The organism is Streptococcus oralis SK304, assembly GCF_000287715.1.
Taxonomy (GTDB): domain Bacteria; phylum Bacillota; class Bacilli; order Lactobacillales; family Streptococcaceae; genus Streptococcus; species Streptococcus oralis_Y.
This window is the reverse complement of the sequence record NZ_ALJN01000016.1, coordinates 335,344-359,854: the sequence shown is the minus strand read 5'-3', so window position 1 is coordinate 359,854 and position 24,511 is coordinate 335,344. Positions and strand designations below refer to the sequence as shown.

23 protein-coding genes and 1 tRNA gene are annotated in these 24,511 nt (G+C 41.9%); all 24 read right to left on the bottom strand.

The window, feature by feature from the left end; translation table 11 throughout:
• Window positions 1–145 precede the first annotated feature (145 nt).
• Window positions 146–217: transfer RNA gene (locus HMPREF1125_RS08640), tRNA-Arg, on the bottom strand.
• Between the two features lie 66 nt (window positions 218–283).
• Window positions 284–1,270, bottom strand: coding sequence for a GMP reductase (locus tag HMPREF1125_RS08635; RefSeq protein WP_000931191.1), 987 nt, complete (start codon window positions 1,268–1,270; stop codon window positions 284–286).
• Window positions 1,271–1,443: 173 nt separating this feature from the next.
• Window positions 1,444–2,748, bottom strand: a complete 1,305-nt coding sequence (locus HMPREF1125_RS08630; RefSeq protein ID WP_001223078.1) for an McrC family protein — start codon at window positions 2,746–2,748, stop codon at window positions 1,444–1,446.
• Window positions 2,735–4,633 carry an McrB family protein gene (locus HMPREF1125_RS08625; RefSeq protein WP_000361337.1) on the bottom strand — a complete coding sequence of 633 codons (1,899 nt, stop codon included), beginning with the start codon at window positions 4,631–4,633 and terminating at the stop codon, window positions 2,735–2,737. Before HMPREF1125_RS08625 ends, HMPREF1125_RS08630 begins: the two co-directional genes overlap by 14 nt.
• 150 nt (window positions 4,634–4,783) lie before the next feature.
• Window positions 4,784–5,563: an L-threonylcarbamoyladenylate synthase gene (locus tag HMPREF1125_RS08620; protein WP_000160506.1), complete on the bottom strand. Its 780-nt coding sequence runs from the start codon at window positions 5,561–5,563 to the stop codon at window positions 4,784–4,786.
• 27 nt (window positions 5,564–5,590) lie between these two features.
• Window positions 5,591–6,184 (bottom strand): 3-isopropylmalate dehydratase small subunit, encoded by a 594-nt coding sequence (gene leuD, locus HMPREF1125_RS08615; RefSeq protein WP_000410644.1) that lies wholly within the window; start codon window positions 6,182–6,184, stop codon window positions 5,591–5,593.
• 9 nt (window positions 6,185–6,193) lie between these two features.
• Window positions 6,194–7,576 (bottom strand): 3-isopropylmalate dehydratase large subunit, encoded by a 1,383-nt coding sequence (gene leuC / locus HMPREF1125_RS08610; protein WP_000907580.1) that lies wholly within the window; start codon window positions 7,574–7,576, stop codon window positions 6,194–6,196.
• 3 nt (window positions 7,577–7,579) lie between these two features.
• Window positions 7,580–7,849, bottom strand: a complete 270-nt coding sequence (locus tag HMPREF1125_RS08605; RefSeq protein ID WP_000700095.1) for a DUF1294 domain-containing protein — start codon at window positions 7,847–7,849, stop codon at window positions 7,580–7,582.
• Window positions 7,846–8,883: a 3-isopropylmalate dehydrogenase gene (leuB, locus tag HMPREF1125_RS08600; protein ID WP_000162513.1), complete on the bottom strand. Its 1,038-nt coding sequence runs from the start codon at window positions 8,881–8,883 to the stop codon at window positions 7,846–7,848. Before leuB ends, HMPREF1125_RS08605 begins: the two co-directional genes overlap by 4 nt.
• An 11-nt stretch (window positions 8,884–8,894) precedes the next feature.
• On the bottom strand, window positions 8,895–10,457 hold the full coding sequence (locus HMPREF1125_RS08595; protein ID WP_001261094.1) for a 2-isopropylmalate synthase: 1,563 nt from the start codon (window positions 10,455–10,457) through the stop codon (window positions 8,895–8,897).
• Window positions 10,458–10,771: 314 nt separating this feature from the next.
• Window positions 10,772–11,428 carry an MmcQ/YjbR family DNA-binding protein gene (locus tag HMPREF1125_RS08590; RefSeq protein ID WP_000461570.1) on the bottom strand — a complete coding sequence of 219 codons (657 nt, stop codon included), beginning with the start codon at window positions 11,426–11,428 and terminating at the stop codon, window positions 10,772–10,774.
• Window positions 11,429–11,471: 43 nt separating this feature from the next.
• Window positions 11,472–12,104, bottom strand: a complete 633-nt coding sequence (locus tag HMPREF1125_RS08585; RefSeq protein WP_000638815.1) for a copper homeostasis protein CutC — start codon at window positions 12,102–12,104, stop codon at window positions 11,472–11,474.
• 93 nt (window positions 12,105–12,197) lie between these two features.
• Entirely contained in the window at window positions 12,198–12,557 is a 360-nt protein-coding gene (locus HMPREF1125_RS08580; protein ID WP_001220360.1) for a YbaN family protein, read from the bottom strand.
• A gap of 106 nt (window positions 12,558–12,663) precedes the next feature.
• Window positions 12,664–14,751: a type I DNA topoisomerase gene (gene topA / locus HMPREF1125_RS08575; RefSeq protein ID WP_000179622.1), complete on the bottom strand. Its 2,088-nt coding sequence runs from the start codon at window positions 14,749–14,751 to the stop codon at window positions 12,664–12,666.
• A 117-nt stretch (window positions 14,752–14,868) separates the two neighbouring features.
• The gene (gene dprA / locus HMPREF1125_RS08570) at window positions 14,869–15,717 is read right to left on the bottom strand and encodes a DNA-processing protein DprA (protein WP_000705332.1); all 849 of its coding nucleotides are present in this window, start codon (window positions 15,715–15,717) and stop codon (window positions 14,869–14,871) included.
• A gap of 80 nt (window positions 15,718–15,797) precedes the next feature.
• The gene (locus HMPREF1125_RS08565; RefSeq protein ID WP_000734764.1) at window positions 15,798–16,421 is read right to left on the bottom strand and encodes a hypothetical protein; all 624 of its coding nucleotides are present in this window, start codon (window positions 16,419–16,421) and stop codon (window positions 15,798–15,800) included.
• 138 nt (window positions 16,422–16,559) lie between these two features.
• Entirely contained in the window at window positions 16,560–18,383 is a 1,824-nt protein-coding gene (gene lepA, locus HMPREF1125_RS08560) for a translation elongation factor 4 (RefSeq protein ID WP_001047201.1), read from the bottom strand.
• Window positions 18,384–18,461: 78 nt separating this feature from the next.
• The gene (locus HMPREF1125_RS08555; protein WP_000133325.1) at window positions 18,462–19,190 is read right to left on the bottom strand and encodes a metallophosphoesterase family protein; all 729 of its coding nucleotides are present in this window, start codon (window positions 19,188–19,190) and stop codon (window positions 18,462–18,464) included.
• Window positions 19,191–20,858 carry a DNA repair protein RecN gene (gene recN, locus HMPREF1125_RS08550; RefSeq protein ID WP_000923558.1) on the bottom strand — a complete coding sequence of 556 codons (1,668 nt, stop codon included), beginning with the start codon at window positions 20,856–20,858 and terminating at the stop codon, window positions 19,191–19,193. It abuts the gene before it with no gap.
• A gap of 6 nt (window positions 20,859–20,864) precedes the next feature.
• Entirely contained in the window at window positions 20,865–21,296 is a 432-nt protein-coding gene (locus tag HMPREF1125_RS08545) for an arginine repressor (protein WP_001034391.1), read from the bottom strand.
• Window positions 21,289–22,104 (bottom strand): TlyA family RNA methyltransferase, encoded by an 816-nt coding sequence (locus HMPREF1125_RS08540; protein WP_001041060.1) that lies wholly within the window; start codon window positions 22,102–22,104, stop codon window positions 21,289–21,291. The genes HMPREF1125_RS08545 and HMPREF1125_RS08540 overlap by 8 nt, the downstream gene beginning before the upstream one ends.
• Window positions 22,097–22,972 (bottom strand): polyprenyl synthetase family protein, encoded by an 876-nt coding sequence (locus HMPREF1125_RS08535; protein ID WP_000743792.1) that lies wholly within the window; start codon window positions 22,970–22,972, stop codon window positions 22,097–22,099. The genes HMPREF1125_RS08540 and HMPREF1125_RS08535 overlap by 8 nt, the downstream gene beginning before the upstream one ends.
• Complete coding sequence (locus HMPREF1125_RS08530; RefSeq protein WP_000043226.1) at window positions 22,969–23,181, bottom strand: exodeoxyribonuclease VII small subunit; 213 nt, start codon at window positions 23,179–23,181, stop codon at window positions 22,969–22,971. The genes HMPREF1125_RS08535 and HMPREF1125_RS08530 overlap by 4 nt, the downstream gene beginning before the upstream one ends.
• The gene (gene xseA / locus HMPREF1125_RS08525; protein ID WP_025172351.1) at window positions 23,159–24,499 is read right to left on the bottom strand and encodes an exodeoxyribonuclease VII large subunit; all 1,341 of its coding nucleotides are present in this window, start codon (window positions 24,497–24,499) and stop codon (window positions 23,159–23,161) included. The genes HMPREF1125_RS08530 and xseA overlap by 23 nt, the downstream gene beginning before the upstream one ends.
• Window positions 24,500–24,511 lie beyond the last annotated feature (12 nt).

Sequence of the window (24,511 nt, the reverse complement as noted above, 5' to 3'; positions counted from 1 at the left end):
TCTTTTATTATATCAAAAAAAGCCCCCTGAGTCACTTTAAAACGGGACTAGAGGGGAATTGAGCATTTTTTAGAAGGCAATTTTCAATTTTAGGGGCAGTATAAAGAAAAAAGCCTTTAAATAAGGCTTTTTTAGGCTGTTTACATCCACCCTGAGGGAATCGAACCCCCATCTCAAGAACCGGAATCTTACGTGATATCCATTACACTAAGGGTGGAAACTTGTTCCATTATAACAAAAATTTGCTCTAATAACAAGTTTTTTTCTAGCCGTATAGCCCGTCTTAGTGGGATGCATCACCATTCCAGATAGAGTTTTTCACGATAACATAATCAACGTGCTTGAGGTCAGCAACCTTGCGTCCACCTGCGTAGGAAATGGCACTTTGCAGATCCTGCTCCATCTCAGTGAGGGTATCTTGCAAATGTCCTTTGGCAGGAAGTAAGATGCGTTTTCCTTCCACGTTTTTATAAGCTCCTTTTTGGTATTGAGAAGCTGAACCATAGTATTCTTTGAACTGTTCGCCATCGACTTCAATCGTTTTCCCTGGGCTTTCGATGTGTCCTGCAAAAAGGGAACCAATCATGACCATGCTAGCACCGAAACGGATAGACTTGGCAATGTCACCGTGTGTACGAATCCCACCATCAGCGATAATCGGTTTGCGAGCCGCCTTAGCACACCAGCGAAGGGCAGCCAACTGCCAACCGCCAGTGCCAAAACCTGTTTTCACCTTGGTGATACAAACCTTACCAGGACCGATTCCAACCTTAGTTGCATCCGCACCAGCATTTTCCAATTCACGAACAGCTTCTGGCGTTCCCACATTCCCAGCAATGACAAAAGTATCTGGCAACTCTTTCTTGATGTGTTGAATCATAGAAATCACGCTATCCGCATGACCATGAGCAATGTCAATCGTGATGTATTCCGGAGCATCAGCCTTGAGCTGGCTAACAAAGTCATACTCGTAATCCTTAACACCAACAGAAATGGATGCAATAAGCCCTTGATCGTGCATACGTTTGATAAAAGGAATGCGTCCCGCTTCATCAAAACGGTGCATAATGTAGAAGTAACCGCCTTTAGCAAGTTGCTCTGCTACGTTCTCATCCAAAATCGTCTGCATATTTGCTGGCACAACAGGTAGTTTAAAAGTGTGTTTTCCAAACGTAATACTTGTATCCGCTTCTGAACGGCTTTTAATCACACATTTATTAGGGATCAACTGAATATCTTCGTAATCAAAAATTGGAAATTCATTTAACATATCGATGTCTCGTTTCTTTTATAATGACCTACCTATGCTTGCGCATCCCTACGCCTTTTCCCGACGTTTCCTTGATTTATTATAAATCAAAGTACAGTTTTTGTCAAATATTTGTAATAATCACATCATATCGTTCGGAAATTACTTATATAAATAGCAAAAAAGTGAAGAGATTACCTTCTCTCCACTTCTTCATCAATAATCGCTTTAAAATTTTCTTCTGAATTTTCCATCATTTTACAAAATGCACTATAGAATGAGGCATTCTGAGGGATTCGAATAGACCACTTCTTCACTTGAGCTCCATAACCAGCTACTTTTCCTATTTCACTATTTACTGACTGCTCCATACTAGGAAAAATCAGTCCAGCTTTCTCAGCTTTTAAAATATAAGAATAGGAAATCAGCTGGAACAAGTCCTCGCGGTTAATTCCTTTTTCAGTGAACTCCAGTTTTTTATATTTTGCATCTAGAACAATCTTTCGTTCTCTGTCATAAAAATCTGGATATACTTTTCGTTTCCCAACAGAAAATACTGAAATTCCATCCGTCTTATCCTTATTTCTGGGATGTACAAAACCTTTTGGCAACAAGGTGTAAACATACTCTTCCCAAAGCCAGGCAACATCAAAGAGAATACCATGTACCCTTTGGGCTTGAGGTCCAAGACCATGCTTTTCTCTACTCAGAATCATCAAGCAGAGTTCCTGTAATTTTCTATACTCTCTGAAATAGGCGTGTCGGATGAGTTTGATTTTATTCATTCTGATAATCTTGGCACGATCAGATAGTTTATAAGCTGGAGTTACACGAGTAATTTCTGTCATATTTTCACGATTACTATCGAGCAGAACTCCGAAACTTTTCTGATTCTTTATGTACTCAATCGTATGTCGAATCAACTGCATGAGTGGATTATCATAAGTAAACTCTCTAGTTGTATAGGCAATATTTTCCATAAAAGGGAGATTTTTTTTCAGATGATTTCCAACATCTAGTACGCCCTTCACATGACTATCGTTATGGAAAAATCGCTGGTATTCCTTATAAAGACCTTTTCTGAGAGCAGCTTGCAGATATTTGGGAAAGAGGTAAATCAAGAGTTGATAGAGCTTATCTTCAGGAGACAGACCGACATCTAAACTAGTCAGATTGATATTGAGAACCTTTTGTAAAAGATAATGCAAAAAATGGTCGTTACTTTCATCAGAAAAACGAGAGGAAATCGTTAATCTTTCCTGACCGTATCCAAGAAAACCAATCACGTTTCCTGTCTTGATTTCCTGATTAACTGTTTCAAAAATCTTTTGGTCCTTGTCTAAATCGGGAGTATGAGTCAAATCATTTGGAAAAATAAAGATATTGTCCTCTCTAGAAAGGTTATCCAGTGTTCTATCAAGAAGAGCTTGACTTAGTTTGGGATATTCTGCGACAAAGTCTTCTTTAGCAATTCTATGCTGATTATCAGTTATCCGCATCATTATCACCAATATCTTGGGGTTCTTGCTCTTTATTTGTCAGATCAAATGCTTTTTTCAATGTTTGCAGAGTTTCATCTTCTTCATAAGAACCACGCAAGTAGTCTTCTAGTAGCGGTTTAATATAATCAGACCAGAGTAATTCATAGTCAAAATCTACATCCTTCAACTTAAGGAAATAACTTGGTCCGATATGATAATGGCTATTTAGCTCCTGAACGTTTTCGATAGCAGCGTTCAAATTTCTAAGACGAATTTTAGCTTCTTCGGCTTTATCACCAAGCACCTCATCAAGCATACCAACTTGACTCTCGGCAGTAACTTCAACAAAGCGGAAACGACGACGCATAGCAAAATCAAAGGTATCCACTGAACGATCAATATCATTCATTGTTCCGATGATGTAAACATTTTCGGGGATATAAAACTTTTCATCAGTTTCGTGTAGATTTGCATATTGGGTAGAAACACTTCCCTTTTCACCACGGTAGCCAGGGTCAATAGAGAAAAAGAGTTCACCGAAAATCTTAGAAATCTCCCCACGATTGATCTCATCTATGATGAAAACGAATTTCTTGTCTGTGTTAATCATTGGGGATACATAATCACATAAACCATAACTTTCTTTCATGTGCTCCAAAACAATTTTTTGATAAGTTTCGTACTTTAAATTAGTATCTTCACCCTTGTACAAAAGATACACTTTTTCTTTGGTAGCAACAGGAGAATCAAACTTCACATTCCCTTGACTATTTAAACTGGCTGGAACAGAACTACGAGGAAAGAAGTATTGTCCTTGCTTTTCATTGATAGCATCCGTTAGCTTCCTCCACGCTTCCTCAAAATTATCTTGTCCTCCAGTTTTCTGAGCATCTATAGCATTCTGACAAAACTTCTTAAAAATACCTTCTTTTAATTTAAAAAATATACTGCCATCCTCATTTGAATCCGGTCTTAAACCCTCAACAAAATCCGTATAATCATAAGATGGGTGAAACTGTACAAAGCCGATTTGGTCTTCATCGCCATCCGTTAATTCTTTAGCAATTTCTTTAGCAAGATAAGTTTTTCCTGTGCCAGGTGCACCACGGAGGATGAGGTTTTTGGATGAAAGTAAAGTTCGACTCAATGGATGTTGAAAATTAATTTGTGCATTCATTTGTTCCTCCTCTTGCTTATTATTATTGTCTATAAAATCTTTTGAATACTCAAATAAAATACTACCCAAAATTGAAGATTCTAGTTCAGGATAGGTTTTAGAAAACAGTTTACAAATCTCATGATTCTGACGATAGGGCCCTCCTTGATTACTTTGGGGAATCAACCTATTCCAAAATTCATTTTGACTATTCATATTTACTCCTAAAAAAGAGGGATTCTCAGAATAAATACAAAGTAGTTTTGTGACTACCGCAGAACGCCCAATAAATTCATTCTTTGACTGTTTCATGTCAAAGATAGGATTATTGAAATCCAACATTCTACCAGCTTGGATGATCTCGTACAAATCCGATTTTAATTTGTTAAATCGGTCTTCTAGTTCTGATTCTGGAATGATTTTATTAGCTTGATTCTTATAGCTTTTGGTATCCTCATTCCAATAAATACCAAATTTTGAAGAACCTCCTCCACCAATCCCCATAAATAATGATTGGTACTTTCCTATCTCAAGAGCATAGCAAAAAGAATTACTTTTAGCACCTTTCCCAATGACGTATTCATCGATAGACATGGTTAAAATTCTATCAAGTGGCCATTCTTTAAGAAATTCTTCCCGTAATTTTTCATTGTGAACACTATATTTAAATGCATCTTCTCTTAATCTTATTTTATTTTCTTGATACCAAGCATAAAAATCTTCCAAGCTAACCTTTCTTTTATCCATCAATCTTACTCCTTTTATAATAATGTTCGAATAAAAAACTATATATTTCATATATAGAATATCATATCCTATAGAAAAAGAAAAGAAATTCTAAACAAAAAGCCCAGTGTTAGGAGCTTTAATATCTCATAACACTAGACTCTTTTTATCTTAATAATACTCACCCTGACGGTAGTCCCATGAGTTAAAAGTATCTGACAGGTGCATCATGATTTTATCAATGTCAAGCCCTTTGCGGATCACAACTGGAGCTGGTGAGATTGAACGGTCTCCTCCTTGTTCTGGGATGAGCTTACCATCTTTATCAACCATAGACACCATCACACCTTGCTCGTAGCGAGTTTCGATTGTTTTGTCAGGTTGGATGGATGCCACATAGTCATCTGCCTCAATGACAAGGTCCACTGCTCCTTCGATCCGTTCTCCGATACCTTCCACCTTACCGCGGTTTCCTTTTCCAGATGGGTTGGCTGATGAGGCATAGACCATTTTGCCTTCTTCCCAAAGTTTAGCAGCCAACTGTTCTCCTGCTTTCCCGAATTTGATAACAAAACAGCTTGTTCCACGAACGTCTGTCATGAGCTCTTCACGGCCATCACCGTATGCTTTAAGTTTTTCAAAGGCTTCTGGTTTCCAAGGAAGGATACAACCTAGGAGAATGTCTTCGTCCCAATGTTTTTGGTAGAAGGCTTCAATTTCTGGGTTGAGTTGTGCTAAAGCGCGAAGTTCATCCATGCTTCCACAAAGTACAACACCTGGTTTGTTACGGTTACGCTCTTTGGCTTCAAATTTGCGTTCAAGACCTGCCTTATCGCTAGTCATGATAATGTAACCAACTTTAGTAGGGCAAACGATACATCCGCCCTCACCTTTTAAAATGTCATAGCCTTCTTGTGAAAGTGTTCCGTTCCATTGAATGTGTTTTGTCATAGTTCTATAGTTCCTTTTCTATTTTTTCTAATCCTGCCAGTAGGCTGGTCGTTGTTTTTCATAGGCAGCAATCAAATCTTCATACTGCAAAGTAATACCGATATCATCTAAACCATTTAAAAGCTTGTGTTTCCACTCGCTATCGATTTCGAAAGTGAATTCTCCGACTGGTGAGATAATTTTCTGTTGTTCCAAGTCTACAGTTACCTGGTCGGTCGGTTTGAGTTGGGCTAGCTTTTCTCTAACCTCCTTAGGCTGAACAATAGGCAACATGCCATTATTGAGTTCATTATTATAATGAATGTCCCCGAAAGATCCTGCAATCACGACCTTAAAACCATAGTCGGCTAGAGCCCAAGCTGCGTGTTCTCTCGAAGAACCTGCTCCAAAGTTATCCCCTGAGATGAGGATAGTGGCTTTTCGGTATTCAGGTCGGTTAAAGACAAAGTCTGGATCCTCTGTGTAGTTATCGTCCAGATAACGCCAAGCATACATGAGGTACTTACCAAAGCCTTTTTTATCAATTAACTTGAGAAACTGCTTGGGAAGGATTTGGTCGGTGTCAATGTTATCATTCATAAGAGGAACGGTCGTTCCCGTATAAACTGTAAATTTCTCCATATCCTCTCCTTACTGGGCTTCTGGCATTTGCCGAACATCTACGAAGCGCCCTGCGATAGCTGCCGCAGCTGCCATGGCTGGACTGCAGAGATGGGTTTTAGCACCAAATCCCTGTCTATCTTCAAAGTTTCGATTGCTGGTTGAGGCACAGTGAACACCATCTGGAACCTTGTCAGGATTCATCCCTAGGCACATAGAGCAACCTGGGTCTCTCCACTCAAAGCCAGCATCCAGAAAGACCTTGTCCAAGCCCAACTTCTCAGCAGCTCGTTTAACAGGACGAGAGCCTGGCACTACGATTGCTGTTAGATTGGGAGCAATCTTCTTCCCTTTGACAAATCGCGCAGCCAGTTGCAAGTCACTGAGTCGAGCATTGGTACAAGATCCAATAAAGATATAGCCTAGTTCAATGTCCGCTGGCTTTTGGCCAGGTTCCAAGTCCATGTAATGATAAGCTCGTTCATCATTCATATCCTTAATTTCTGGAAAACTACTGTCAAAGTCAACGCCCATAGCAGGATTGGTTCCCCAGGTCACCATAGGTGCCAAGTCAGAAACATCCATCTGGATAACCTTATCATAAACAGCATCACTATCACTGACAAGCGTCTTCCAGTCAGCAACTGCCTCTTCGAAAGCTTCTGGAACACATTCCCGTCCCTTGAGATAGTCATAGGTGGTCTGATCCGGATTCATAATCCCCATCTTAGAGCCAAACTCGATGGACATATTGCAGATGGTCATTCGCTCCTCCATGGTCAAAGCATCAACCGCTTCCCCACGATATTCCACAACGTAACCAACACCACAAGCAACGCCGTACTTGGCAATCAAGGCGAGGATATAATCCTTAGAATAAACTCCTTTTTGAGGAACACCAGTGAATTCTACCAACATTTTCTTGGGTTTAACTTGCCAAAGTGTCTGAGTAGCAAAGACATGCTCGACCTCACTGGTCCCAATTCCAAAGGCAATTGCTCCGAAGGCTCCATGAGTTGCTGTATGGCTATCCCCACAAACGATGAATTTTCCTGGTTGGGTCCGTCCTGTTTCTGGACCAACCATGTGAACAATCCCTTGCTTCTCAGAACCGTGAGCTGCATGTTCAATCCCAAACTCCTCAACATTTTCAGCTAGCTTATCAATTTGAACCTTGGAAATTACATCTCGAATATCATAGATATTGACAGTCGGGACATTGTGGTCAAAGGTTCCAAATGTCAAGTCTGGTCGTCTCAATCTGCGACCTGCGTCTCGTAATCCTTGAAAGGCTTGGGGACTGGTCACCTCGTGAATATAGTGTTGATCTACATACATGAGTTGGGGCTGCCCCTCTTCTCCCGTGATGACATGACGGTCCCATAATTTATCAAAAATCGATTTTCCTGCCATCCATTACCTCCAAATAAAATATAAGGCTACAAGTGTGGTTACCATCCCAAGGAACCAAACCGTTTTAAAATACCATTTTCTAGTCTTGTGGTGAAAGGCGATTCCTGCTAACCAAGCACCAAATCCACCACAGACAAGTGCTATAGTCAAGAGAATTTTCTCTGGGACGCGCCAAGCACCTCTTCTTGCCTTGGATTTGTCAATGCCATAAATCAAGAAAACCAGCAAATTCCAAATCAAGAGAGCAAGCGTGATTCCCTCATTTATCTTCATAATCTTTCAATGATGGCTTCTGTCATTTCCTTAGTCGAAGCCTGTCCTCCAATATCTTTCGTTAAAATTCCTGCTGCCAAACTGTTCTCAACAGCATGTTCGATACGCTCCGCATCCTCATAACGACCAAAGCTATCTCTCAACATCATGGCAACTGACAAAATCATGGAAATAGGATTGGCAATTCCTTGACCTGCAATATCAGGCGCTGAACCGTGAATAGGTTCATAGAGACTCGGTCCATTTTCAGAATGACTGGCTGATGGCATGACTCCAAGTGTGCCTGATAGAACGCTTGATTCATCAGATAAGATGTCGCCGAAAAGATTCTCCGTTACAATAACATCAAACTTGGTAGGATTGGTAATCATGAGCATGGAAGCTGAGTCCACTAGCTGGTGTTCCAAGGTCACATCTGGAAAATACTTTGCGACTTCCTCCGCAACTCTGCGCCAGAGTTTTGATGTTGCCAACACGTTTTGCTTATCGATGCTGGTAACGATTTTTCTCCGACTTCTTGCAATTTCAAAGGCCTTGCGAAGAATCTGCTCTACTTCCTCATAGCTGTAGTCGTTGATATCACGCGCTGTGCGCTCTTCAAGGATATGATCTCCAAAGTAAATCCCACCGGTCAATTCACGCACCACAACAAAGTCAACACCTGCAATTCTTTCTGGTTTGAGAGGCGACAAGTGCTTGAGACTCTCAAAGATTTTTACCGGACGAATATTGGCGTAGAGATTAAGTTCCTTGCGGAGAGCCAATAGGCCTTGTTCAGGTCGAACCGTTGCATTATCATACTGGGGACTACCGATAGCCGCTAGGAGGATGGCATCTGCTTCTCTACATTCCTTGAGGGTTTCATCAGGTAAGGGATGCCCCTCAGCATCAATACCTGCACCTCCAAAGGTGCGTCTATCTATTTCATAGTCAAAACCTGTTTTTGAAGCTAGAGCTTCCAGAACTGCTAAACCAGCTTCCATGATTTCTGGACCAATTCCATCCCCTGCTAGAGCTACTATTTTCTTTGTCATAGCCTTCTCCTTTACACACTAGGCATGTCTCGGTAGGAAACGCTGCGCCCCATCTCACCTGCATTCTCTTTTTGAACAAAGGTATTGGCATTGATGTAGGCAATAGCCGAAGCCTTCAATACATCGAAGTCAAGACCTGTCGCGTTAAAGATGGTCTCTGTATCTCTGTTTTCAACAGTAACCAAGACACGAGCTTGAGCATCAATTCCATCTGTCACAGCATCAATGGTATAGGACACCAAACGGACGGATTGGTTAAAGAACTTATCGATTGCGTTAAAGATTGCTTCAACGGAACCTTGCCCTGTCGCATTAAATTCAACTTTCTCACCATCCATATTAGCCAGGCTAACAAGCGCTTCGATGTCATTGTCCGCATGGGTTTGAAGTTGTAAATCATCAAAGTGGAAGCCTTCTGGATTTTCAACCATGGTTCCAGCTACCAGAGCTCGAATATCTGCATCTGTGATTTCTTGTTTCTTGTCCGCTAGTGCCTTGAACTTAGCAAAGAGTGGTTTGATATCCTCTTCTGTAAAATCTAGGGCCAATTCTCTTAGTTTTTCAACAAAGGCATGGCGACCTGACAATTTTCCAAGCGGAAGACTGTTACTCTTCACACCAACCAATTCAGGTGTGATAATCTCATAAGTGAGAGGATTTTTAAGGACCCCATCTTGGTGAATGCCAGATTCATGAGAGAAGGCATTACCACCGACCACCGCCTTGTTTTTAGGAACTGGAATACCAGAGAAGCGAGAAACCATTTCAGACGTATTAATGGTTTCATTTAGGACAATACTTGTCTCTGCCTGATAGTAATCTTGGCGAATATTGAGGGCCACTGCTATTTCTTCCAAAGCAGCATTCCCAGCTCGCTCCCCAATACCATTGATAGTCCCTTCAACACGTCTTGCACCGTTCTTGACAGCAGCAAGGCTGTTAGCCACTGCCATTCCGAGGTCATCATGACAGTGAGGTGAATAGATAATCTGACGATCCGTCTTGACATTCTCAATCAAGTATTTGAAGATAGCTCCGTACTCTTCTGGCGTGGTGAATCCAACCGTGTCAGGGATATTGATATAAGACGCACCAGCATTCACCGCTGTTTGAACGACTTGCAAGAGGAAATCCAACTCTGTTCTAGTCGCATCTTCAGGAGAGAATTCGACGATTTCAAACTTAGAACGTGCGTAAGAAACATGCTCCTTAATAGCTTCTAAAATCTCTTCCTTGCTCTTATTGAGCTTATACTTGCGGTGAATCGGACTGGTCGCGATAAAGACGTGAACCTGAGGATACTTGGCATCCTTGAGCGCCTCGTAACAAGCATCTATATCAGACTTGACCGAACGTGCCAAAGCTGTCACCGCTGTTTTCTTCAAGACTTTAGCAATCTCCTGAACTGCCTTAAATGAGTCTGGGCTAGCAGCCGGAAAACCAGCTTCGATAGCCGAAATCCCCCATTTCTCCAGCTGTCTTGCAATGGCAACCTTTTCCTTGATTGAAAAATTAACACCCGGCGTCTGCTCTCCATCCCGAAGGCTGGTATCTAGAAATTCAACTGTTCGCATAAGTTTTCCCCTTTTCCAAATATGGTTTTAAAAAAACATCTCGCTCAGAAACCCAAGCGAGATGTTGATTTACTCCCGCTTGGTAAGCCAAACAGGACTAATGCTTTTGCACTAGCCCGAGTACCTCAACAACAAAGCAAATTGATTAAACTTAGCTGTTTTCATGTTTGACTTTCTCCTTCGTTTGATATCTTGTTTAGTATTCTAGCATAGGAAAAATCACTTGTCAAGAAAAAATCCATTATTTTCTGAAAATTTCTTCAGTAAAGAATATTTTGCTAATTGAAAGTATTTGAAAACACAAGGGAATTTCCTTACTTTTTCAAAGTCAAATTCCAACTGATTTCTAGCAAATCTAGAACTTCATCATCCGATAAACTATCATCAAGAGCAAGACTAATCCAGTAACGTTTGTTCATATGAAAGGCAGGATATATGCCTTTTTGTGAAAGTAAATCCGCTACTTGGTTGTGTTTGATATTGACTGCTTCGACTAGCCCTTCTCTGCCCTTTTCCAGCTTATCCCAAGGAATTCTCATTAAAACAGCATACCATTTTTGATTACCTTCATGGCGTAATACAGCTGTATCAGGCGATTTCTCCCAAAGATACTCCAACTGATTACCATACTTTTCCTGAACTTGAGCCATGATACGCTTAGTCTGAGGACAGATAAAATCCTGCACATCAAAGCAAGCCTTCCGAATCTGGTGAAGAATCTCCAAACAAGCCTCACGGACACTTCCGACAAAACTTCCCCTCATGCTTTCCATGTGAACTTGAGGATAGAGGTCACCAGTCTCCTTATCAAAGACCTGAAAACTCACATTATCAGGAGTGATGGAGACTGTCATGATAAAGTCACCCTGCAAAATCTGGCAACTATAGGTCCAGATTTCTCCATTTTCTACAAAACCATAGGCATTAGCTTTTTCTTTATTAAACTGATAGGATTTAAAAATTTCAAACATAAGTGAAAACTGCTACCAAAAGCTAGCAGTTCCTTTCTATTTTTTAAAAGACAACCTTGGTTCCATGCAATTGTGTCACACCCAGCTGGTCGATAAAGGTTTGACGGTTATCCATGTCAATCCCCCCACCTGGTAAGATTTCAATTTTACCTTTTGCATGTTCCAAAATGCTGTGATAGTGTTCAAAACGTTTCTCTAGCGAGTCCCCAGACACACCAGCACGAGTTAAGATACGAGTGACACCAGCTTGGCTGAGCCAGTCAATGGCCTCCAATTGCTCTTCATCACTCAATTCATCAAAGGCCATATGGAAGACAATTTCCATTCCTTTAGATGCGGCAATCAGCTTCTCCAGATTAGCTTTATCCAACTTCTTATCAGCAGTTAATACCCCAAAAACGACTCCTTGACTTCCAGACTGAGCAGTCAAACGAATGTCTTCTAGCATGATTGCTATTTCAAGATCAGTATAGACAAAGTCGCCACCACGGGGACGAATCATAGTCATAATGGTCGTATCGTAGTTAGATGCCAGTTCAACCGCTGCCTTGGTCACTCCATAGCTAGGTGTTGTTCCTCCCACTGCTAGATTGTCACAAAGTTCGATTCGACGAGCTCCAGCCTGCATCGCTTTTTCAAGCAAGGTCACATTTTCAGCACAAAATTCGTAAATCATTTGATTCTCCTTGATGTTTTCTTTGAATTTATTATATCATATTATTTTAAATATGCTTTCATTTTTATCAAGGCAAATAACTACTATTTTTATCTATTCTTTGTCAGGAATGACTTTAAAGAGATAGTAGGTGATAAAGATAGTCAAGGCTCCCAGACCGATTTTGACTGGTAAGAGAGGGGCAAGATAAATGGAGATCCCCATCAAGATATAGATGGATACGATGATTTTTTTCTTGCGTTCTCGCGCGATAGACTTGGTCTCGCGAAAGTCAGCTACATAAGTCTGATAGAGCTTGGTATGATAAAGCCAGTCTTCAAATCTCTTTGAAGACTTGGAAAAGCAAGCGATTGATAGCAAAAGGAAGGGCGTTGTTGGCAAGAGGGGCAAGACAACCCCAACAAGAGCCAAGGCTAAAGAAATAAAACCAATACTTAGGTAAATAATACGCATGTCTTCTCCTAATTGAAATAATCTTCTACTAGTTTCCCACAAAGTGAGGAAATTTGTCAAGCTTCAAGTAAAAAGAGCCTGAAATTTATTTTCAGGACTCTTCTATTTATTTAATTTTCTCTTCTTCGTAGTCGCCATTACTACATACAACTTGCTTGCCACCACCACGGACCTTTTTCTCCACAAGGAAGTGTCCGCATTTTGGACAATCACGTCCAATTGGTTTGTCCCAGGAAGTAAATTCGCATTCTGGGTAACGATTGCAACCATAGAAGATACGATTGCGCTTGGTTTTGCGTTCGATGATTTGTCCTTGATGACAGCTTGGACACTCGACACCAATCTCCTTAACAATCGCTTGTGTATGACGGCAGTCTGGGAAATTGCTACAAGCATAGAATTTACCAAAACGACCGAGCTTAATCACCATCGGACTGCCACAAACTTCACAGTCAAATCCAGCTGGTTCATCCTTAATCTGGATTTTTTCCATTTCAGATTCAGCCTTGGCTACTTCTTTAGAGAATGGTTTGTAAAAGGCGTCAATAACACGTTGCCACTGCTCTTTTCCTACTTCGACATCATCCAGTTTTCCTTCCATCTCAGCTGTGAAGGTCACGTTGACGATGTCTGGGAAATATTCAACGATGAGCTTGTTAACAATTTCTCCCAACTCTGTTGGTTCAAAACGTTTGGCTGCCAGACGAACGTAGTAACGTTTTTGGATGGTTTCAATGGTCGGAGCGTAGGTTGACGGACGTCCAACTCCATTTTCTTCCAAGGTCTTGATAAGAGTCGCTTCCGAATAGCGAGCTGGCGGTTGGGTGAAATGTTGTTCTGGCTTGCTATTGACCTGCTTGACCACATCTCCAACAGCCATATCTGGCAACATTTTGTTCTTGTCAGAGTCATTGTAGATAGCAAGATAACCATCAAACTTAACTTGGCTTCCATTCGCTGCAAACTGAACCCCATTTTGAGAAAGCTTAACAGCCATGGTATCAAAGATAGCGCCTGTCATCTGGCTAGCCACAAAACGGTTCCAGATAAGGGTATAAAGTTTGAGCTGGTCTTTGTCCAAGTACTTAGCGATGCTTTCTGGTGTATTAAAGACACTAGATGGACGAATGGCTTCGTGGGCATCTTGAGCACCTGAGGCATTCTTGACCCTGCTACCATGCTTGGAATACTTGCTACCAAAACGGTCGTTAATGTAGCTTGCCGCTTCGTTCTGAGCTACTGGACTAATACGAGTCGAGTCTGTACGCATATAGGTAATCAAACCTTGCACACCTGATCCGATATTGATCCCTTCATAGAGCTGTTGAGCCACCATCATGGTCTTACGAGTACGGAAATTGATTTTGTTGGCAGCATCCATTTGCATGGTTGAGGTCGTATAAGGTAGTGGCGCATTGCGTTTGCGCTCCTTCTTATCTACCTGATCCACTGTAAAATCTTTGCTCGTTAGATGGGACAAGGCTTCTTTGACCTCTTCATTGGTGGTCAATTTCATCTTTTTGCCATTCATACCATAGAAAGAAGCTTGAAATTGCTTGGTTCCCTTCTTAAAGACACCATCAATTGTCCAGTATTCTTCTGGTTGGAAGGCATTGATTTCATTTTCACGGTCAATGATGAGCTTAAGGGCAACAGACTGCACCCGCCCTGCTGATAAGCCCTTCTTGACCTTTTTCCACAAAATTGGTGAAATCGAATACCCTACCAAGCGGTCCAAGACTCGACGAGCTTGTTGGGCGTCGACCAAGTCCATGTCAATCTTGCGAGGTTCTTTAAAGGCATTTTTTACTGCGTCTTTGGTGATTTCATTAAAAACCACACGGTTGGCATCATTCTCATCCAGATCAAGGATATGAGCCAAATGCCAGGAAATTGCTTCTCCTTCACGGTCCGGGTCACTTGCAAGAAAGACTTTATTGGCCTTTTTGGCTTCCTTTTTCAGGTCATTGATGAGAGGACCCTTGCCCCGGATATTGATATACTGTGGTTCATAATTGTTTTCAATATCGACCGACATACTGGATTTTTTCAAATCTCGGATATGCCCGACACTGGCTAAAACCTTGTAATTTCGTCCTAGATATTTCTCAATCGTTTTCGCCTTGGCAGGCGACTCCACGATGACTAGATTTTTTTTAACTGTTGATTTTTTCTTCTTTGTTGCCGTAGCCACACTATCACACCTTTTCAAAGTAATAAACTTTATAAAGTGTAAACCATTTTTCTATAGCTGTCAAGACTTAACTCCTATAGTATAGAAGAAAAGTTTATCTGAGTGAACAATTTCTCCTTAAAATTCAAACTCTGTTAGCACATCTTGACCACTTGTGACCAGTTTTGCTCCCTCTTGGATTAGGTGGTGACAGCCATCTGAATGGCCATCTAAAATGTTCCCTGGAATGGCAAAGACATCGCGCCCTTCCTCCATAGCACGCTCACAGGTGATGAGACTGCCTGAACGCATTCTTGCCTCTGCTACAATAACCCCACGACACAGTCCTGCTATGATACGATTTCGAGCTGGAAAATGAAATTTCAGAGGTTGCTCGCCAGGTCCATATTCACTGAGAACCAGATGGTCATTGCCAATGTACTCCTGCAAACGTTTATTGGCTTTAGGATAAAACACATCCAATCCTGTTCCAATCACAGCAATCGTTTTTCCACCATTATGGAGTGCAGCCATGTGGGCAGCCGTATCAATCCCTTTAGCCAAACCACTGACCACGATTAACTCGTTTTCCAAACCTTGAATGACTTTCTGAACCGACTTTGCTCCCTGACTAGAACATGAACGACTCCCTACAACAGCAACCTTTGGAAACTTCAACAAGTCCAGATTTCCTTTATAAAACAAGAGTGCTGGAGCATCGTAAATCTCACTCAAATCCCAAGGATAACAGTCGTCTAAAATGGAGAAAGATGGAAATTTTTGAAACTCCTTCTCCAACTGCGCATCATCTATCTGGAAATAGCGTTCCATAAAGACAGCGGGATTTCTGCAACTAGAGATTTCTGCAATATCACCTAGCAAGAGCTCCTGATCTACACTCTCGTCATATTCAAGAACAGTTAGAATCTGTTGATTGGTAAGCCCAGCTTTTCTCAATTTGTAAATCTCATAGTTTGTAATCTTCATATACAACTCCGTTTCTTTTGCTACTCATCTATCTATTCGTAAAAAAATAAAAAGAAGACCAAGGATCTTCTTTTTTTCATTTATTCAGATTTAGTAGTTGACCAGCTACTTTCAACCATCGGTAAGATTGTTTTTAAAGTTTCCCCATCCCCTTCAAGTGAAACATAGCGGATTTTACCATCATTTGATCGGAAAACCCAGGTAACGAGGTATTTCCCTGACTTAGCAATTGCATTGACAACATAGGCTTCATAACCTCCAATGGTCGATTTGGAGCCCCAAACCTTACTGAAATCAGAGCTTTGTTCTTTGGAAGTTAAAATACTAGATGAGACAGTCACAACATCCAGTTTAGCATATTCTTCTTCGCTGATATTAAACTGCTCAGCCTTGAAGGTATTCAGCGTAACAATGTTGATATCTGTTCCATCGCAATACTGTATATCATTTCCACCTTCTACTTCATGGAATCGAACCCATGATTTGGGTACCTTGACAAAACCATATTCATTCGAACCGATGATTTGAGTCTCTTCCTTCTTCGCTTCGGAAACAGTAGAGCTAGAGCTACTCGTTTCCTGACTGCTAGAAGAACTAACAGCCGCAGTCGAACTTTCTTCGGTTGCTGTTTGCGATTTATTAGAGCATGAAGCTAGAAAAACACTAGCAGTAACAACAGTTCCTAAAATTAATAATTTTTTCATCCTACCACCTTTCCATCTGCATTATAAGAAAAATAAGAACTTCTGTCAAATTCTAACCTGATCTATTTTGTCAGTTGATGATTTTACTCGCTCTCATTTAAAGTAAAAACTCTTGAATAATCTTCAAGAGTTTTATTTCTATTCTTCATCCATGCTTAAGACGCTAAGGAAGGCTTCTTGTGGGACTTCTACTGATCCGATAGCTTTCATCCGTTTCTTACCTGCCTTTTGTTTTTCAAGGAGTTTGCGTTTACGAGAAACGTCACCACCGTAACACTTGGCAAGTACGTTCTTACGAAGGGCCTTGATATCAGTACGGGCCACAATCTTGTGCCCAATTGCTGCTTGAATTGGAACCTCAAATTGTTGACGAGGGATGATTTTTTTGAGCTTATCAACGATGAGTTTCCCACGTTCGTAGGCAAAATCCTTGTGAACGATAAAGCTGAGGGCATCCACCTTATCACCATTGAGAAGGATATCCATTTTCACCAGCTTAGATGGACGGTACTCTGACAATTCATAGTCAAAGCTTGCATAACCGCGCGTTGAAGACTTGAGCTTATCAAAGAAGTCAAAGACGATTTCTGCAAGCGGAATTTGATAGATGACATTGACACGATTGTCATCAATATAGTCCATGGTCACAAAGTCCCCACGTTTGCGTTGAGCTAATTCCATTACTGCCCCAACAAACTCCTGTGGTACCATGATTTGCGCCTTAACATAAGGCTCTTCAATGGTAGCAATCTTGGTTGGGTCTGGAAACTCTGATGGGTTAGACACATCCATAGACTCCCCGTCGGTCAAGTTAACCTTATAGATAACAGATGGAGCTGTCATGATGAGGTCAATATTGAACTCACGTTCCAAACGTTCTTGGATAACATCCATATGGAGAAGTCCAAGGAATCCACAACGGAAACCAAATCCAAGCGCCTGAGATGTTTCTGGTTCAAACTGCAGACTGGCATCGTTGAGCTGCAATTTTTCTAGGGATTCACGAAGGTCATTGTATTTATTTGACTCGATTGGGTAAAGTCCTGCAAAGACCATAGGATTCATCTGCTTGTAGCCATGTAATGGCTCTGCCGCAGGATTGGTTGCCAAGGTAACTGTATCACCCACACGAGTGTCTTGAACTGTCTTGATAGAAGCCGCAATATAACCAACGTCACCTGTCGCTAGGAAATCACGCCCTACTGCTTTCGGCGTGAAAATACCAACTTCCGTCACATCAAAGGTCTTGCCATTGCTCATGAGTTGAATCTTATCGCCAGGTTTGACAACTCCGTCCATGACACGGACTTGAAGAATAACACCACGGTAAGCATCGTAGACAGAGTCGAAAATCAAGGCCTTGAGAGGAGCAGTTACATCACCAGTAGGAGCAGGAACTTTTTCCACGATTTGCTCGAGGATTTCTTCGATCCCAATACCAGCCTTAGCAGAAGCTAAGACCGCTTCACTGGCATCCAGTCCAATGACATCCTCAATCTCTGTACGAACACGCTCTGGATCAGCTGCTGGTAGGTCAATCTTGTTAATGACTGGCAGAATTTCCAAATCATTGTCCAAGGCTAGATAAACGTTGGCAAGAGTTTGCGCCTCAATCCCTTGGGCGGCATCGACCACCAAAATCGCCCCTTCACAGGCAGCTAGAGAACGCGACACTTCATAGGTAAAGTCCACGTGCCCAGGCGTATCAATCAAGTGGAAAATATAGGTCTCCCCATCTTTAGCAGTGTAATTGAGCTCGATGGCATTAAGTTTAATGGTAATCCCGCGCTCTCGTTCTAGGTCCATACTATCCAGAAGCTGGGCTTGCATTTCACGACTAGAAACCGTCTCGGTCTTTTCCAAAATACGGTCCGCCAGCGTTGACTTCCCGTGGTCAATATGGGCGATAATAGAGAAGTTCCGGATCTTCTCCTGTCGTTTTTTCAATTCTTCTAAGTTCATGATGCTCTTCCTTTCAGGGTATCTATTAATTATAAATTGTTTTTAACATTTTGACAAGACCATACCCTGCTAGGAGTACTAATCTTCGGCGATAAAGCCGTCATTTTCAATGAAATAGTGCTCGGTCATGCCTTGGTCAGTAAAGACAATCCCATGAAGGACACCGCCATAGACAGCTCCTCCATCCATGCCAATCTTGCCATCTTCTGTCACCCAAAGCTCAGCAGTACCACGGTCTTGCTTCAGCAACCCATAGACTGGTGTGTGCCCAAAGACAATGGTTTTTCCAGTATGATTGGTCGCTTCGTGGAACGGTTTTCTGAGCCAGACTTTCTTGTAATCAGTGGTTTCATGCCAATCATCCAAGGTCAAATCAATACCGGCATGGACAAAGATATACTTGTCTGTCTCAACGACAAAAGGCAGCTGACGAATAAATTCAACTAAATCTGCTGCTTCCGTCTCAACACGTTTAGCGTCTTCAACTGCATCCACAGGTGCATCCAAGGGACGACCTAGGATCGAGTTAATGGTTGTATCACCACCATTTCGACGATAGTGGTCATAGCTTTCTTCGGGATTGTCCAACCAAGTTAAAAACATATACTCGTGGTTGCCTGATAGACAGATAGACCCTTGATTGTCCACCAAGTCCTTGACCATTTCTAGAACACGGCGGCTATCTTCACCTCGGTCAATCAAATCCCCTAGAAAAAGCAACTGGGTGTGACCATCCCATGTTTTGAGAAGGTCTTCCAGCATACCTGCTTTTCCATGGACATCTCCAATTACATAATAGTCTGTCATTTATTTCTCCCTCGTTTGCAATAATTCTCTGGCTTGGGTAAGGGCAGCTTCGGTTACATTCTCCCCAGCCAACATTTTAGCAACTTCCTCTACTCGCTCTTCTAAAGTTAAGAGACGAACCGTTGAAACAGTTGAATGTTCGTCACTAATCTTTTCAATAAAGAATTGGTAATCCGCGATGGCAATCACTTGTGGAAGGTGAGAAATAGCAAGAACCTGACCATGCTGACCAATCTTATGAATCTTTTGAGCAATGGCTTGGGCCACACGACCTGAAACTCCCGTATCCACCTCATCAAAAACAATACTAGTCTTCCCTTCCTTACGAGAAAAGGCGGATTTAATAGCTAGCATAAGGCGAGATAGTTCCCCACCGGACGCAACTTTGACCAAGGGTTTAAAGTCTTCACCAGGGTTGGTGGAAATGTAAAACTCAACTGTTTCATTCCCCTCACGACTGAATTTGCCCTTACTAAAGCGAACCTGAAATTGAGCCTTCTCCATATAAAGATCTTGAAGTTCTTGCTTAATCTCTGCTTCTAGTTGCTGGGCCAAGTCATGGCGAGCAGATGCAAGCTGAGCAGCCAAATCAACAAGATTGACTTCCAATTTCTTAAGCTCTGCTTCCATGTCTTCGGAGGAAAGGTTATTTCCAGTCAAGAGATTGTACTCATCCGTGATCTTAGCAAAGTAAAGCAAGACCTCATCCACAGTTCCACCATACTTGTGGGTAATGGTATTTAGAAGGTCTAAGCGATTTTCAACCTGCATGAGGCGATTGCCATCAAAATCCAAGTCTTCAATAATATCTTCCAAACGCTTGCTAATATCTTCTAAAACATAGTAGGTTTCTGATAGAGAACTTGAAATTTCACGGTATTCAGGATCGTATTCTTCAACACTTTCCATGTCATTCATGGCTGAACGGACATTTGCTAGGCTGGAGAATTCCTCATTGTCCAACATACTGTAGGCATTTGTCAAGGTGTCTGCTATATTCTTGTGATTGAGGAGTTTATCTCGTTCTTGGTTGAGAGCCAAGTCTTCACCAGCCTGCAAGTTTGCTGCTTCAATCTCTGCCATTTGAAATTCCAACATCTCAATACGAGCCTTATGTTCCTGCTGGTTTTTCTTAACTTCTAGAACCTGCTTACGCATTTTGCGATAGGCATCAAAACTCGTCTGATAGGTCTCCTTCAACTCCAAGAAAGCTGCATCACCGAACTCATCCAACATTTGGATATGAAGTTGTGGACGCATCAACTCTTCTTGGTCATGCTGACCATGAATATCCACAAGGTGTTGCCCAATGGCACGCAAGACAGAAAGATTGACCATCTGGCCATTCACGCGACTAACACTTCGCCCATTTTGGAGAATTTCACGGCGAATGATGATTTCATCGCCCAATTCCAAACCTTGCTCATCAAAAAGTTCCTGTAAAACACGACTGTTTTCAACCGAGAAAAGTCCCTCAATCTCTGCCTTAGGAGCACCGTGACGAATAACATCTGTCGTTGCTCGAGCCCCCAACATGAGATTCATAGCATCAATAATGATAGATTTCCCAGCACCCGTTTCACCAGTTAAGACAGTCATTCCTTTTTCAAAATTGAGCGAAATCGCCTCAATAATGGCAAAGTTCTTTATTGAAATTTCAAGTAACATACTGACCTACCATTTTTTGACTTGTTCAACAATTTCTTCAGCTGCCTCTGCTGTTCTAGCTACAATTAAGATAGAATCATCATCAGCTAGACAGCTAAAAATCTGTTCAGAAAATGCTTCAACCAACTGACTTTTCACAAAAATAGTATTTCCAGGAATGACAGAAAGGTTGATCATATTTCCCATTAGCTCGGAACTCACAATGTTGTCCTCAGCCAACTGCAAACTTTTGACGATTGATTTTGGTAACTCATAAATATAGGTATTGTTCTTCAAAGGAATTTTAACAATCCCAAGCTCCTTGATGTCCCTTGAGACAGTGGCTTGCGTAGCAGAAATACCTGCTTCCTTCAAATGCTCAACAATTTCTTCCTGAGTCCCGATTTGATAATCCGTAACAAATCTTCTAATTTTTTCAAGTCTCTCTTTTTTATTCATCTTTAAATTCTCTATGCGCTCTCTCTACAACTTTTTCTATTTCAGGGGCAACTTGGTTACTTGCTCCCTCTTCCTTTTTCAAATATGCTAAAAATTCGATGTTTCCATGTCCACCTTGGATGGGAGAAAAGTCTAATCCAAACACTGAAAAACCTTGTTCAATTGCCATAGCAGTGACAGATTCAAGGACATGTTGATGAACCTTGGCATCGCGAATGATTCCATTTTTCCCAATCTGCTCACGACCTGCTTCAAACTGGGGCTTAACCAGAGCCACGACCTGACCTTGATCAGCCAAGACACGGTGCAAGGCAGGCAAAATCAGACTGAGGGAAATGAAACTCACATCAATACTGGCAAAGCTTGGTTCCTGCTCAAAATCAGTCTTTTCAGCATAACGAAAATTAAACTGCTCCATGCTGACAACCCGAGGGTCTTGACGTAATTTCCAAGCCAACTGATTGGTACCAACATCGACTGCAAAGACCAACTCAGCACCATTTTGCAACATGACGTCAGTAAATCCTCCAGTGGAGGCCCCAATATCAATCGTGGTTGCGCCATCCACTGATAAATCAAAGACCTGCAAGGCTTTTTCTAATTTTAAACCACCACGGCTGACATACTTGAGTTTTTCACCTTTGAGTTTTAGCTCAGTATCATCTGGGATTTTCTCTCCTGGTTTGTCAAACCGCTCTCCGTTAAGGACCGCTACGACAAGTCCAGCCATTACACCACGCTTGGCTTGTTCTCGTGTCTCAAACAAACCCTGTTTATAAGCTAGTACATCCACTCTTTCCTTAGCCATTGATTCTCAAACTTTCTACTACTTTCACAATCGGCTCTGTTTCAAAGCTGACTTGCTGGGCAATTTCTTCTAATTTAGCCGTGGCTTGATCCAGAGTTTGGTTACAAAAGGCAATGGCCTCTTCTAAACCCAACAAGGCAGGATAGGTTGATTTTTCTGCCTGTAGGTCCTTTTGCGGTGTCTTGCCAATTTCCTCGAAACTAGCCGTCACATCTAACACATCATCTCGAACTTGAAAGGCCAGCCCAATCAATTCACCAACTGTTTTCAGTTTTGCTTGGATTTCTGGTGCTAATTCAGCTATGATAGCAGCTGCTTGGAAAGGATAGGCTAGTAACTTACCTGTTTTATTAGCATGAATGGTCTGAAGTTCTTCCAAAGACAAATGTTGGTGTTCACCTTCCATATCTAAAACCTGCCCTGCAACCATTCCCAGACTTCCTGAAGCAAGGGATAAGTTGGCAATCAAGTCCACCTTGATCTGACTTGGCAAATCTGCCTGCGCTATCAAAGCATAGGGATCTAGGAACAAGGCATCTCCTGCCAAAATTGCCATTGCTTCACCGAATTTCTTATGATTTGTCAAGCGTCCCCGACGATAATCGTCGTCATCCATAGCTGGAAGGTCATCGTGAATCAAGCTCCCTGTATGAATCATTTCCAAGGCCGCAGCCACCTGTGCATGAGCAGGTTTAATAGCGACCTGCAAGGCTTCCAGAACTTCTAACAAGAGAAAAGGTCGAATACGCTTGCCACCAGCATGAATGGAATAGAGAACAGCTTCTCGCAAACTAGAGGCAAACTGCTGGTCTCCATAAAAATCTTCCAAGGCAGACTCGACAAGAGCTAATTTTTCTTGCTTCTTCATTCAAAATCACTTTCTGTTCCGTCTTCTTGCATGACCTTGACCAAGGTCTTTTCAGCCTTGTCCAGCGTCGCTTGGAGCTCTTTTGACAAGACCATACCCTTTTGAAAGGCAGCAATTGCATCTTCTAAAGCAATTTCACCATTTTCTAAACTTTGGACAATGGTCTCCAGTTCTGCTAGATTTTCCTCAAATTTCTTTTGTTTTGACATCTTTAACCTCTAATTCTACTTGACCATCTCGCATCAAAAGCGTCACTTGGTCCTTTTTCTTCAACTTCTCAACCGAATCGACTACTGACTCTTCTTTTTTGACAATTGCATAGCCACGCGCCACTATTCGACTGGTATCCAACATCAACAAGGCTTCTGAAAGTCGCTTGACTTCAGCAACCTTGGCATCATAAACTAACGCCATTTGGCTACGGAGGAGCTTGTCCAACTGACCTAGACGGTCTTGATAACGCTGGATTTTGGTAACGGGTGATAATTGGACTAGTTGATGCGTCCTTGCTTGGACTAGCTGGTTGCTATCAGAAATCCGTGTTCGCAAACTTTGTTTTAAGCGCAGTTGTAGTTGATCTAATCGTTGCAAATAACCATCATACAAGCGCTCTGGCTGTCTAAAGATGACTGACTGACTGCATTTTTTCAGAGCTTCTTTTTTTCTTGACAGGACATTTTGTACAGCTGTCGCCATCCGTTTTTCCTGATTTTGCAAATAGGTCAAGAGATCCAACTTAGTGACAGGCGTTGCCAGTTCTGCCGCAGCTGTTGGTGTCGCAGCTCTGCGATCCGCCACAAAGTCTGCCAAGGTCACATCCGTCTCATGCCCCACACTGGAGATAACTGGCAAACGAGATTCAAAAATAGCTCGTACCACAATTTCTTCGTTAAAGGCCCAGAGATCCTCGATAGAACCCCCACCACGACCAATGATGAGGACATCTAGGTCCTCACGCTGATTGGCACGAGCAATATTCCGTGCTATTTCCTCCGCGGCTCCATCTCCTTGAACCTTGGTTGGATAGAGAAGGATATCGACACCAGGAAAACGTCTGCTGACGGTTGTGATAATATCCTGGATAACTGCGCCACTGCGACTAGTTACGACACCAATTCTCTTAGCAAATTGGGGAAGAGGTTGCTTGAAACGTTCTTGAAACAGGCCTTCTTCTGTCAATTTTTTCTTGAGTTGTTCAAACTGAATCGCAAGCGCACCAACCCCATCAGGTTCAGCCTTCTCAATGATGATAGAGTAGCTCCCACTTGGCTCATAAACCTGAACACGCCCAATCACATTGATCTTCATTCCTTCTTCGAGGTCAAAGCCTAATTTCTGATAGATCCCTGACCAGATGGTCGCTTGGATGACCGCGTGATCATCTTTTAGGGAGAAATATTGGTGAGTAGGACGTTTACGAAAGTTGGAAACTTGACCAGTTAAATAGACCCGTTCCAAGTAAGGGTCTTTATCGAATTTCATTTTCAGATACTTGGTCAAAGTTGTTACCGATAAATACTTTTCCATCTCCACCCACTG

Bases quoted from the DNA above. Each gene is read 5' to 3' on its own strand.
- HMPREF1125_RS08620 (WP_000160506.1), bottom strand. From the start codon at position 5,563: ATGACAAAACACATTCAATGGAACGGAACACTTTCACAAGAAGGCTAT.
- HMPREF1125_RS08585 (WP_000638815.1), bottom strand. From the start codon at position 12,104: ATGATTTACGAATTTTGTGCTGAAAATGTGACCTTGCTTGAAAAAGCG.
- dprA (WP_000705332.1), bottom strand. From the start codon at position 15,717: ATGAAGATTACAAACTATGAGATTTACAAATTGAGAAAAGCTGGGCTT.
- HMPREF1125_RS08565 (WP_000734764.1), bottom strand. From the start codon at position 16,421: ATGAAAAAATTATTAATTTTAGGAACTGTTGTTACTGCTAGTGTTTTT.
- leuC (WP_000907580.1), bottom strand. From the start codon at position 7,576: ATGGCAGGAAAATCGATTTTTGATAAATTATGGGACCGTCATGTCATC.
- HMPREF1125_RS08580 (WP_001220360.1), bottom strand. From the start codon at position 12,557: ATGCGTATTATTTACCTAAGTATTGGTTTTATTTCTTTAGCCTTGGCT.
- leuD (WP_000410644.1), bottom strand. From the start codon at position 6,184: ATGGAGAAATTTACAGTTTATACGGGAACGACCGTTCCTCTTATGAAT.
- HMPREF1125_RS08630 (WP_001223078.1), bottom strand. From the start codon at position 2,748: ATGCGGATAACTGATAATCAGCATAGAATTGCTAAAGAAGACTTTGTC.
- HMPREF1125_RS08635 (WP_000931191.1), bottom strand. From the start codon at position 1,270: ATGTTAAATGAATTTCCAATTTTTGATTACGAAGATATTCAGTTGATC.
- leuB (WP_000162513.1), bottom strand. From the start codon at position 8,883: ATGACAAAGAAAATAGTAGCTCTAGCAGGGGATGGAATTGGTCCAGAA.
- HMPREF1125_RS08590 (WP_000461570.1), bottom strand. From the start codon at position 11,428: ATGTTTGAAATTTTTAAATCCTATCAGTTTAATAAAGAAAAAGCTAAT.
- HMPREF1125_RS08540 (WP_001041060.1), bottom strand. From the start codon at position 22,104: ATGGCTAAGGAAAGAGTGGATGTACTAGCTTATAAACAGGGTTTGTTT.
- HMPREF1125_RS08595 (WP_001261094.1), bottom strand. From the start codon at position 10,457: ATGCGAACAGTTGAATTTCTAGATACCAGCCTTCGGGATGGAGAGCAG.
- HMPREF1125_RS08605 (WP_000700095.1), bottom strand. From the start codon at position 7,849: ATGAAGATAAATGAGGGAATCACGCTTGCTCTCTTGATTTGGAATTTG.
- HMPREF1125_RS08535 (WP_000743792.1), bottom strand. From the start codon at position 22,972: ATGAAGAAGCAAGAAAAATTAGCTCTTGTCGAGTCTGCCTTGGAAGAT.
- recN (WP_000923558.1), bottom strand. From the start codon at position 20,858: ATGTTACTTGAAATTTCAATAAAGAACTTTGCCATTATTGAGGCGATT.
- lepA (WP_001047201.1), bottom strand. From the start codon at position 18,383: ATGAACTTAGAAGAATTGAAAAAACGACAGGAGAAGATCCGGAACTTC.
- HMPREF1125_RS08555 (WP_000133325.1), bottom strand. From the start codon at position 19,190: ATGACAGACTATTATGTAATTGGAGATGTCCATGGAAAAGCAGGTATG.
- xseA (WP_025172351.1), bottom strand. From the start codon at position 24,499: ATGGAAAAGTATTTATCGGTAACAACTTTGACCAAGTATCTGAAAATG.
- HMPREF1125_RS08625 (WP_000361337.1), bottom strand. From the start codon at position 4,633: ATGGATAAAAGAAAGGTTAGCTTGGAAGATTTTTATGCTTGGTATCAA.
- HMPREF1125_RS08530 (WP_000043226.1), bottom strand. From the start codon at position 23,181: ATGTCAAAACAAAAGAAATTTGAGGAAAATCTAGCAGAACTGGAGACC.
- HMPREF1125_RS08545 (WP_001034391.1), bottom strand. From the start codon at position 21,296: ATGAATAAAAAAGAGAGACTTGAAAAAATTAGAAGATTTGTTACGGAT.